A 9,314-nucleotide genomic window follows, 5' to 3' on the forward strand; every position below is an offset into this window, starting at 1 on the left:
CAGGTTGAAAAAATTGTAGTAGTTAATGCGCCAAGAGTAAATCCTGATGTTGTCTTCATGTAACAACAGCGGTCTTTTGTATCAATTTGGTGCGTCTGGTCGGTACGCTCGTCTTAATCCGGCTTAGTTAATGGTGAGTTAATGCGCTGATGAAGTCCGCCGCCGGCATCGGTTTGCCGAACAGGTAGCCTTGCAGAAAGTTGACGTGATGTGCGGTCAGATAATCGGCCTGCGCCTGAGTTTCGACACCTTCGGCCACAATACCCAAATCAAGCTTGGCCGACAGTTCGATAATGGTGTCGAGAATGTGTCGGGACAGCGCATCGATGCCGATCATGGCGACGAAACTCTGATCGATCTTGAGGAAGTCCACATTGAATTTGCGCAAGTAACCGAGGCTCGAGTGGCCGGTGCCGAAGTCGTCAATCGCGATCTTCACGCCCAGCGCGTGCAGTTGCTCGAACAATTGCCGGGTGATGTCGGTCGGCTCGATCAATTCGCGTTCGGTCAACTCCAGTACCAGGCTGATGCTGTCGGGCGCGAACGCGGCGAGGAACGTTCGGCAGTCGTCCACCAACTCCAGGTCTTTGCAGTGGCTCGCGGTGATATTGATGTCGATATGAAACGGCGGGGTGAACGTCGGTGACAATGGGCCTAACAGCGCTGCGGTTTGTTGCATCAGTGCGCGAGTCATCGGCACGATCAACCCCGAATGCTCGGCGAACGGAATAAACAGATCCGGGCGCACCAGGCCTTCTTTGGGATGAGCCCAGCGCATCAACACTTCGGCCCCCGACCATGCCTTGCTGTCGCCGTGCACCACGGGCTGAAAGTAAGGAATGAACTCGCCTGCCTCGAGCGCCCGAAGCATCTCGTGGCTCGGAGACGCAGAGCGCTTCTGCAAGACATGGCCGATGGCCCCCGATACCACGCCAAAAAAGATCAACAGACTGAACAGCGGCGGATACTCATCGGCCATGTAGCGCCAGGTTTCGCCCTCGGGGAAACCCGCAGAAACGCTGAACGCATAACGGGAGGAGTCCAAGCTGTTTTGCGCTATCGGCAACGCGGGCAGGGCGCCACTGTGCACTTTGCCGTCGGCCGACAGCCAGTTTTCGCCCACTTGCAACACCAGCAGCATGTGCCGACCGATCAGGCGCAACATGTTGCTTAGATGGTAACCGTCCAGTGTTGTCAGGGCACCGCCGCGACCTTCGCTGAGCCGATAGACCAGCAGAGCGGTGTTGGGTGTCACCGGGTTGCCATTCATCAGCCACAACTTGCCCTGGTTGTAGTCGCCTGCGTTGACGGCTTCTTTATAGTCGCCAAACAACGAGCTGCAATAGAGGTTGTCGTCCCACACCAGATTGGTCGAGCGCACGAACGGGCGGCGAGTGACTTGCTCGCGTAACGCGAGTTTGACGTTCTCACACGTCTGGCCGGCCAGTGGCAGCAATTGATGGGCGGCCTGGGCGGTGTTGTCGAGCATCAACTCGAATTGGCGCAACGCCTCTTCGGCAGTCTGTCTTGAACCTTGCTCCAGCGTGCGTTCGGCTTGCATATAAAGAATCGCGCTACCCAGCAGCACCGGAAGCAAACCGCTGAGCAGTGTAAAAACGATGCGGGTGCTGCGCTTGCGGCGGGGTCTGACGGTCAACGGCATGGGCGCATCCTGTCGCGATGGAGTGGGGCTCTCGAATGCAGGCCGGATAACGGCGCGCCGCTGAAAAACACATCAGCCAGAGGGGATGATAGATGGCAGAAGGCGCTCGCGCCGCTCATCAGTGCTGCATCCGCGTTGCCAGCTCGATAAAGGCCAGCGTAGCGGGTGACGCCTGACGCTGATCGAGGACGGCAAGTCCAACCTGGCGCTGCACGGCGGGCAACAGCGGCCTCTTCACGTAGCGCGGCGTTGCTTCCTCCGGCAATGAACCTTCGGCAACAATCGTGATGGCATCGCCACGGCTGACCGTGTCGAGGGTGCTGAGCAGTTGCGAGCAGCGATAGCGAATGTTCGGTTGCAAACGCGCGGCCGTGAACAACCGCGACACCAGTTCCGCTGAACCGGCCTCGGTCAGCACGAACGGGGTGTCGCACAAGTCCTTGAGGCTCAACGCCGACCGTGCTGCCAGCGGATGGCTGATAGGGAGCAGGGCAACCATCTGATCTTCGAGCAAGGCAAACGTGTCGAAACGCTCTTCGGGCAGTGCTACGAAGCCGATGTCGATCCGCCGTTCTTCCAACCATTGAGTCACTTGACGGTCCGGGCCTTCATCGATGTGCACTTCGATGCCCGGATGCGCTTCTCGATAGCGTCGCAGAATATTGGGCAACAGTTTGATCGACGAAGTTGGCCCGAACGAGCCGATGCGCAAGGTGCCGCTTTTCATCCCGCGAGCATCGGCGGCTTCCTGGCGCAAGGTGTTGGCCAGGCCGAGCATGGCGCGGGCACGCAGCAACAATTGTTCGCCGATATCGCTGAGTTCCACTGCCGACTGGTGCCGACGCAGCAGCTCGACCCCTAGTTCCTGCTCCAGCGATTTCATCGCGTGGGACACCGCCGACTGTGAAATCCCCAACCGATGGGCCGCGAGGGTAAAGCCGCGCAGTTCGGCGACCAGCGAGAAAATCTCCAGTTGCGTAAGGGTCATGAGTATTTGCTCATTTTACGATGATGGGGAATGAGGTGAATGATACGGCATTCCTCAACTTCCTAGGTCTGGAGCGTCATGCGCAACGCCGAGCAGCTGCACACAATTTCATCCGACATACCCGTTTACCTGACACTGGCGGCGGTCACCATGATCTGGGGCGGGACCTTTGTCGCCGGGCGTTTTCTTGCCGGCAGCCTGAGTCCGACCTTCGCGGCCAGCCTGCGCTTTTTGCTGGCCAGTGCGGCGCTGCTCGGCTTTTTGTGGCTGGCGCGGATTCCCTTGGCGCGGCCGACCCCTCGGCAGTGGCTGGAATTGGTGCTGCTGGGGTTCTTCGGGATTTTCTTCTACAACCTGTGCTTCTTTTACGGCCTGCAATACATCAACGCCTCGCGCGCCTCGTTGATCGTCGCGTTGAACCCGGCAGTGATCGGTCTCGCCTCGTGGTGGTTGTTCAAAGAGCGTCTGGGCCGGATGAAAGTCGCCGGGATCGCGATCTGTATTGTCGGCGCCGGTCTGGTGATCGTCAGTCGCAATCCGCAATTACTGGCTGCAACGCCCGATGCATGGATCGGTGATCTGTTGATTCTCGGCTGTGTCATGGGATGGGGCGTATATTCGTTGTTTTCCCGAGAGCTGAATCAGACGCTGGGGCCAGTGCAGACCGTGACGTACTCGATCCTGATCGGCACGTTGATGTTGTGGTTTCTGGCGGCGGTACGCGGCGAGTTGAGCTGGGGGGAGCTGAATAACCTCGGCCTGCCGCAATGGTTGAGCCTGATTTACCTCGGCGTCCTCGGCTCGGCGCTGGCCTACATCGGCTACTACGATGGCATTCGTAAAATCGGCGCGACGCGCAGCGCCGTGTTTATTGCTTTGAACCCGTTGACGGCAGTCATCCTTGGCGCGCTGTTACTGGGCGAGCAACTCACGGCGGCCATGTGCATGGGCGGTGCGCTGATCCTGAGCGGCATCTACCTGTGCAACAAACCCCTTGCGCGAGGCGCAAAAAAGCGGATTTTATAGAGAGAGCAGACAAGCCTATTTACGCTGTGTAGAATCGGGTTACGCATACAATAATAATCGTCTTCTGGCAGCAGAAGCCTCGCCCGCAAGAGCCTTGGGTCGACAATGAAGATATTCGGGTTTCAACTGATCTACGGTGACTTCCTCGCCCGCAGTGTGCGTGGCATCTCCTGTGCGCCACCCACCGACCTCGCAGACTGACAAATAACCCAGGTTAATTTGATAAGAATGATGAGGCGTCACCATGACAGATTTATACGAAAACCCAATGGGCCTGATGGGCTTTGAATTCATCGAGCTCGCATCGCCGGTGCCGGGCACCCTGGAGCCGATCTTCGAGATCATGGGCTTCACCAAAGTCGCCACCCACCGCTCCAAGAACGTGCACCTGTACCGTCAGGGCGCGATCAACCTGATCCTCAACAACGAACCGAACAGCGTCGCCTCGTACTTCGCTGCCGAGCACGGCCCGTCCGTGTGCGGCATGGCGTTCCGCGTCAAGGATTCGCAAAAAGCCTACAATCGCGCACTGGAACTCGGCGCTCAGCCGATTCATATCGAAACCGGTCCGATGGAGCTGAACCTGCCGGCGATCAAAGGCATTGGCGGCGCGCCGCTGTACCTGATCGACCGTTTCGGCGAAGGCAGCTCGATCTACGACATCGACTTCGTGTTTATCGAAGGCGTTGATCGCAACCCGGTCGGTGCCGGCCTGAAGATCATCGACCACCTGACGCACAACGTGTATCGCGGTCGCATGGCCTACTGGGCGAACTTCTACGAGAAGCTGTTCAACTTCCGCGAGATCCGTTACTTCGATATCAAGGGCGAATACACCGGCCTGACCTCGAAAGCGATGACTGCACCGGACGGCATGATCCGCATCCCGCTGAACGAAGAGTCGTCGAAAGGCGCGGGCCAGATCGAAGAGTTCCTGATGCAGTTCAACGGCGAGGGCATCCAGCACGTCGCGTTCCTCACCGACGACCTGATCAAGACTTGGGATCAACTGAAGAAGATCGGCATGCGCTTCATGACCGCGCCGCCAGACACCTACTACGAAATGCTCGAAGGCCGTCTGCCGAACCACGGCGAGCCAGTTGATCAGCTGCAATCGCGCGGCATCCTGCTCGACGGCGCCTCGGAGCAGGGCGACAAGCGTCTGCTGCTGCAGATCTTCTCGGAAACCCTGATGGGTCCGGTGTTCTTCGAGTTCATCCAGCGTAAAGGCGATGATGGTTTCGGCGAAGGCAACTTCAAGGCCTTGTTCGAATCGATCGAGCGTGACCAGGTGCGTCGTGGTGTGCTTGCAACCGAGTAATCCGCCACTGAACTGAAAAAATCCCGGCCTGCAGAGATGCAGGGCCGGGATTTTTTGTTTCACACAAGTCCTGTGGGAGCGAGCTTGCTCGCGAATGCGGTCTCCCATTCAACATCCAGGGTGACTGAACCACCGCTTTCGCGAGCAAGCTCGCTCCCACATTTTTTTGTGTTGGGCTTAAGGGCGGCGTTGCCGCATCAGATGTTTGAAGCCTTCAAAGACCAGCACCACAACCGCCAGCCAGATCGGAATGTATGTCAGCCATTCCCCGGACTTGATGCTCTCACCGAGCAACAACGCCACACCGAGCAGCAACACCGGCTCAACATAACTCAACAGGCCAAACAGACTGAACGGCAGCAAACGGCTGGCAATGATGTACACCACCAACGCCGACGCGCTGATCAACCCAAGCAATGGAATCAGCCACATCAGCCCCGGATATTGATCGAACACGGCCATGCCTTGTTCGCCGCCCTGCACGAACCAGTACGCGACCGGCAACATCAGGGTCATGTCGACCCACAGGCCGCCGAGGTTGTCGGTTTTCAGGAATTTGCGCAGCACGAAATACAGCGGGTAGCCCACCACGACCACTAGCGTCGCCCAGGAAAAGCCGCCGACCTGATACAGCTCATTGAGCACGCCCAGGCTGGCGAAAAACACCGCGACTTTTTGCAGATACGACAGGCTCTCACCGTAGGCAATACGCCCGGTCAGCACCATCGCCAGTGGCAGCAGGAAGTAGCCCAGCGAAACATCGAGGCTGTAGCCGTTGAGCGGCGCCCACATGAACAGCCACAATTGCACACCGAGCAGGGCCGCCGAAACGATCAGGCCTGCGATCAATTTCGGCTTTGCCGCCATCAGCCGAACCAGCTCCAGCACCCGCCGCCATTCCCCGGACGCCAGCATGAACACGGTCATGCACGGAACGGTCAGTAGCATCCGCCAGCCAAAGATCTCCACGCCACTCAACGGCGTGAGCAACGAAGTGTAGTAATACATGACGGCAAACAGCACCGAGGCTGAAACCGATAGAGCGATACCTTTAGACAAACTGTCCTCGCGGGTTGATGGTCAAACGGGGCGCGAAGGATACGTGGTTTTTGTGCTGAATATTGGCCAAGTGGTCAATATTCCCCACACAAGTCCCTCACCCTCACCCTCTCCCTGAGGGAGAGGGGACTGACCTGGGATGCTTCACGATATTCAGCGACGTGAAATATCGAGTCGATTATGGATTCACTACGAAAGTTTCAGGCAAAAGCGTAGCCACAATATCCCCCAATCGGTTCCCTCTCCCTCCGGGAGAGGGCTAGGGTGAGGGCAGGGATCTCAAGCCGAACGCGGTTTACGCCCAGACACAAAATGACTCACATCGTTGAACCCAGGTGTCGATGAATGCCCCGGTGTTACCAGCGAGTCGATAAACGCCTCATCCTCAGCCGTAATCTTCACCGTTTGCGCCAGGGTGTACGCATCCCATTGCGCCTCAGTGCGCGGCCCGACAATCGCCGATGTGACCGCGCCGTTGTTCAACACCCAGGCAATCGCAAACTCGACCATGCCGACCCCGCGTTGCTCAGTGTATTGCTGAATCTGTTGGGCAATGCGCAACGATTCCACGCGCCACTCGGTTTCCAGAATGCGCTTGTCCTGACGCCCGGCGCGGCTGTTGGCGTCCGGTGTCGCGTCCGGCGCGTACTTGCCACTGAGCACGCCACGGGCCAGCGGACTGTAAGGCACCACGCCAAGGCCATAGGTTTGCGCGGCCGTGATCTGTTCGGTCTCGGCCTGACGGTTGACGATGTTGTAAAGCGGCTGACTGATCACCGGACGGTCAACGCCGAGTTTATCGGCGATTCGTATCACCTCGGCAATCCGCCAGCCGCGATAGTTCGACAAACCCCAATAGCGGATCTTGCCCTGACGAATCAGATCGCCAATCGCCGAAACGCTCACTTCAAGCGGCGTGTTGTGGTCTTCACGGTGCAGGTAATAGATGTCGAGATAGTCAGTACCGAGCCGGGTCAGACTGGCATCGATGCCATTGAAGATGTGTTTGCGGCTCAAACCGCTGCGATTCGGCACACCGTCCACCGGGCCGAAACCGACCTTGGTCGCCAGCACCCACTCATGTCGATGACGGGCAATCGCTTCACCGACGATCTCTTCGGAACGGCCGTTGGTGTAGACGTCGGCGGTGTCGATGAAATTGATTCCCTGATCCCAGGCCTTGTTGATGATGCGCAGCGAATCTTCGGCGCTGGTCTGCTCGCCAAACATCATCGTGCCGAGGGTGAGGGTGGACACCTGTAACCCTGAGTGACCGAGTGTGCGAAAGCTCATGCCGAAATCCTTTTGTCGGTGGGAAAGGGTTAATCAAATACCAGAAGCGTGCGATGCGGCAAAGTGAATTATTGGCTCAATCCTGCGCAGCGCTGTTGCAGAAACGCCTGCAACACCCTGACCCGTTCAGACACTTGAACCCGATGCGGACACAGCAAATTGAACGGCACGTTTTCACCTTGCCAATCATCGAACAACGTTACCAAGCGCCCGGCGCGGACGTCTTGGGCAATGTCGAGCCAAGCCTTGTAGGCGATGCCATGCCCGGTCAGTGCCCAGCGGCGGGCGACTTCGCCGTCGTCGCTGAGGTAGTCGCCGTGGATTTCCACTTCCTGCGTTTCATCACCGCGACTGAAACGCCAGCTGTTGTAGGGCCGGCCATTGCGCAGGTAGAGCAGGGCGCTGTGCCCGGACAATTCACTGGGATGTTGCGGGGTGCCATGGCGCGCCAGATAGTCAGGGCTGGCGCAGGCGACGCGGCGGTGTTGCGGCAGAATCGGCAATGCTACCAGCGTCGAATCGCTCGGTACGCCAAAGCGCAGCGCTACATCGACGGTCTCGCGAAACAGATCGGCGTGCCGGTCGTTGAGCAACAATTGCAGTTGAATGTTCGGATGTTCACGCTTGAAATCGTCGAGCCACGGTAACAACACATTGCGCCCGAAGTCCGACGGCGCAGCCAGTTGCAACACGCCGCTCAGCCCTTCGCTTTGCTGTTTGAGTGCCTGTTCGCCCTCGGCTAGCGCCGCCAGTGCCAAGCGCACGCTTTCAAGATAACGCCGACCTTCTTCAGTCAGACGAATGCTGCGGGTGGAGCGTGCGAACAAACGGATAGCGAGGCGGGTTTCCAAGCGTTTCAACGCAATACTGGCGGCGGCTGGCGTCAGCTCCAGCGCGCGAGCAGCGGCGGAAATGCTGCCAGCATCGGCGACACGGACGAAGATCTCCAGATCGAGAATCGAGCTCATTGCTAAAAATCCTTTAAAGATCTTTGCGTTTTTGCGGGATTTTTTCGTGATTGGCAAGGGCAGATACTGCAATCAATCAACTATCGCAGGAGCGGCGCATGAGCTGGACATTTGATCATCTGGCGTTCAATACCGCTGATGGGCAGGCTTTGCAGGACGATTTCGCCAAGTTGCTCGGGTTGAAGCCGGGCCGTCGGCCACCGTTTCCGTTTCCCGGGCGTTGGCTGTATCAGGATGAACACGCGGTGGTGCATGTGATTGAGCGGCCGTTGCCGGATGACACTGAATTGAGCCACATCGCGTTTCGTACCGATGAGCCGGCGGAAACGGTGTTGCAGCGGGTGCGTGACAGTGGATTGTCGTATCAACTGGCGCAGGTGCCGGGTGAGGGGGTTGCGCAGATTTTTGTGCAGATGCCGGGTGGTCTGGTGATTTGCAGTGGTCTAATTTCCCCGGACACCCCGATAGGTGGAAAATACATCTATCGAGGAGTTATTCATGACTAAAAAACGCAGGGCATTCGACGACAGCTTCAAGCTGCAAGTCGTGAAGATGATCAAGGATCAGGGACTCACCGTTGTACAGGTTTGCCAGGATCTGAACATTGGTGAGACAGCCGTTCGACGCTGGGTTCAGCAATACGAGGCAGAGCAACTGGGGCAGGCCGGAATCGGCAAGCCATTGACGGCAGAGCAACAGCGCATCCGGCAATTGGAACAAGAAAATCGGCAGCTCAAGATGGATAACGACATCTTAAAAAAGGCTACCGCCTTCTTTGCCCGCGAGCTGAAGTAAGGTATCGACTGGTTCGGCAGCTGCAACAGAAGGCTTACTCAGTGGCACATGTCTGTCGGTTGCTGAGCATCAGTCGTTCAGGCTTCTATGAGTCTCAGAAGCGTGCTGATGCGCCTGTTCGGCAGAGTTGTCCTGTTCTTGTGCAACTCAAGGCGTCTTTCGCCGAGAGTGGAGGCTGCTACGGCAGCCGCCCTTTGCGCG

At 57.8% G+C, this 9,314-nt stretch carries 8 protein-coding genes and 1 pseudogene; 4 read left to right on the forward strand and 5 right to left on the reverse strand.

Translation table 11 applies throughout. The features are described 5' to 3' along the window. Nucleotides 1-127 precede the first annotated feature (127 nt). Nucleotides 128-1,663 carry an EAL domain-containing protein gene (locus ACW9IR_RS11750; protein ID WP_457463292.1) on the reverse strand — a complete coding sequence of 512 codons (1,536 nt, stop codon included), beginning with the start codon at nt 1,661-1,663 and terminating at the stop codon, nt 128-130. Between the two features lie 118 nt (nt 1,664-1,781). Then, nucleotides 1,782-2,651, reverse strand: a complete 870-nt coding sequence (locus ACW9IR_RS11755) for a LysR family transcriptional regulator (protein ID WP_457463294.1) — start codon at nt 2,649-2,651, stop codon at nt 1,782-1,784. Between the two features lie 78 nt (nt 2,652-2,729). Between ACW9IR_RS11755 and ACW9IR_RS11760 the strand changes: the two genes are divergently transcribed. Further along, a complete protein-coding gene (locus ACW9IR_RS11760; RefSeq protein WP_457463296.1) occupies nt 2,730-3,677 on the forward strand; it encodes a DMT family transporter in 948 nt (315 codons plus the stop codon). Between the two features lie 244 nt (nt 3,678-3,921). Next, a complete protein-coding gene (gene hppD, locus ACW9IR_RS11765; protein ID WP_016984437.1) occupies nt 3,922-4,998 on the forward strand; it encodes a 4-hydroxyphenylpyruvate dioxygenase in 1,077 nt (358 codons plus the stop codon). A 177-nt stretch (nt 4,999-5,175) separates the two neighbouring features. On the opposite strand, the gene rarD is transcribed toward hppD, so the two are convergent. The 3 genes from rarD to ACW9IR_RS11780 all read right to left on the reverse strand — a co-directional run bounded on the left by rarD (nt 5,176) and on the right by ACW9IR_RS11780 (nt 8,318). After that, the gene (gene rarD / locus ACW9IR_RS11770; RefSeq protein ID WP_110719193.1) at nt 5,176-6,057 is read right to left on the reverse strand and encodes an EamA family transporter RarD; all 882 of its coding nucleotides are present in this window, start codon (nt 6,055-6,057) and stop codon (nt 5,176-5,178) included. Nucleotides 6,058-6,336: 279 nt separating this feature from the next. Continuing rightward, the gene (locus ACW9IR_RS11775; protein WP_186616366.1) at nt 6,337-7,350 is read right to left on the reverse strand and encodes an aldo/keto reductase; all 1,014 of its coding nucleotides are present in this window, start codon (nt 7,348-7,350) and stop codon (nt 6,337-6,339) included. A gap of 68 nt (nt 7,351-7,418) precedes the next feature. Further along, nucleotides 7,419-8,318, reverse strand: a complete 900-nt coding sequence (locus ACW9IR_RS11780) for a LysR family transcriptional regulator (protein ID WP_457463300.1) — start codon at nt 8,316-8,318, stop codon at nt 7,419-7,421. Between the two features lie 98 nt (nt 8,319-8,416). Here ACW9IR_RS11780 and ACW9IR_RS11785 point away from each other — a divergent pair, with 98 nt between their 5' ends. Both ACW9IR_RS11785 and ACW9IR_RS11790 read left to right on the forward strand, forming a co-directional pair. Beyond that, nucleotides 8,417-8,824, forward strand: a complete 408-nt coding sequence (locus tag ACW9IR_RS11785) for a hypothetical protein (protein ID WP_457463302.1) — start codon at nt 8,417-8,419, stop codon at nt 8,822-8,824. Then, nucleotides 8,817-9,212, forward strand: a pseudogene (locus ACW9IR_RS11790) (transposase); the annotation flags it as partial. The gene ACW9IR_RS11785 and the pseudogene ACW9IR_RS11790, both read left to right, overlap by 8 nt. Between the last annotated feature and the right edge of the window lie 102 nt (nt 9,213-9,314).

It is taken from the genome of Pseudomonas sp. SDT291_1_S447 (genome assembly GCF_054070155.1).

Coding starts and splice junctions, on each gene's coding strand:
- hppD (WP_016984437.1), top strand. CDS start 3,922: ATGACAGATTTATACGAAAACCCAATGGGCCTGATGGGCTTTGAATTC.
- ACW9IR_RS11775 (WP_186616366.1), bottom strand. CDS start 7,350: ATGAGCTTTCGCACACTCGGTCACTCAGGGTTACAGGTGTCCACCCTC.
- ACW9IR_RS11750 (WP_457463292.1), bottom strand. CDS start 1,663: ATGCCGTTGACCGTCAGACCCCGCCGCAAGCGCAGCACCCGCATCGTT.
- ACW9IR_RS11755 (WP_457463294.1), bottom strand. CDS start 2,651: ATGACCCTTACGCAACTGGAGATTTTCTCGCTGGTCGCCGAACTGCGC.
- ACW9IR_RS11785 (WP_457463302.1), top strand. CDS start 8,417: ATGAGCTGGACATTTGATCATCTGGCGTTCAATACCGCTGATGGGCAG.
- ACW9IR_RS11760 (WP_457463296.1), top strand. CDS start 2,730: ATGCGCAACGCCGAGCAGCTGCACACAATTTCATCCGACATACCCGTT.
- ACW9IR_RS11780 (WP_457463300.1), bottom strand. CDS start 8,318: ATGAGCTCGATTCTCGATCTGGAGATCTTCGTCCGTGTCGCCGATGCT.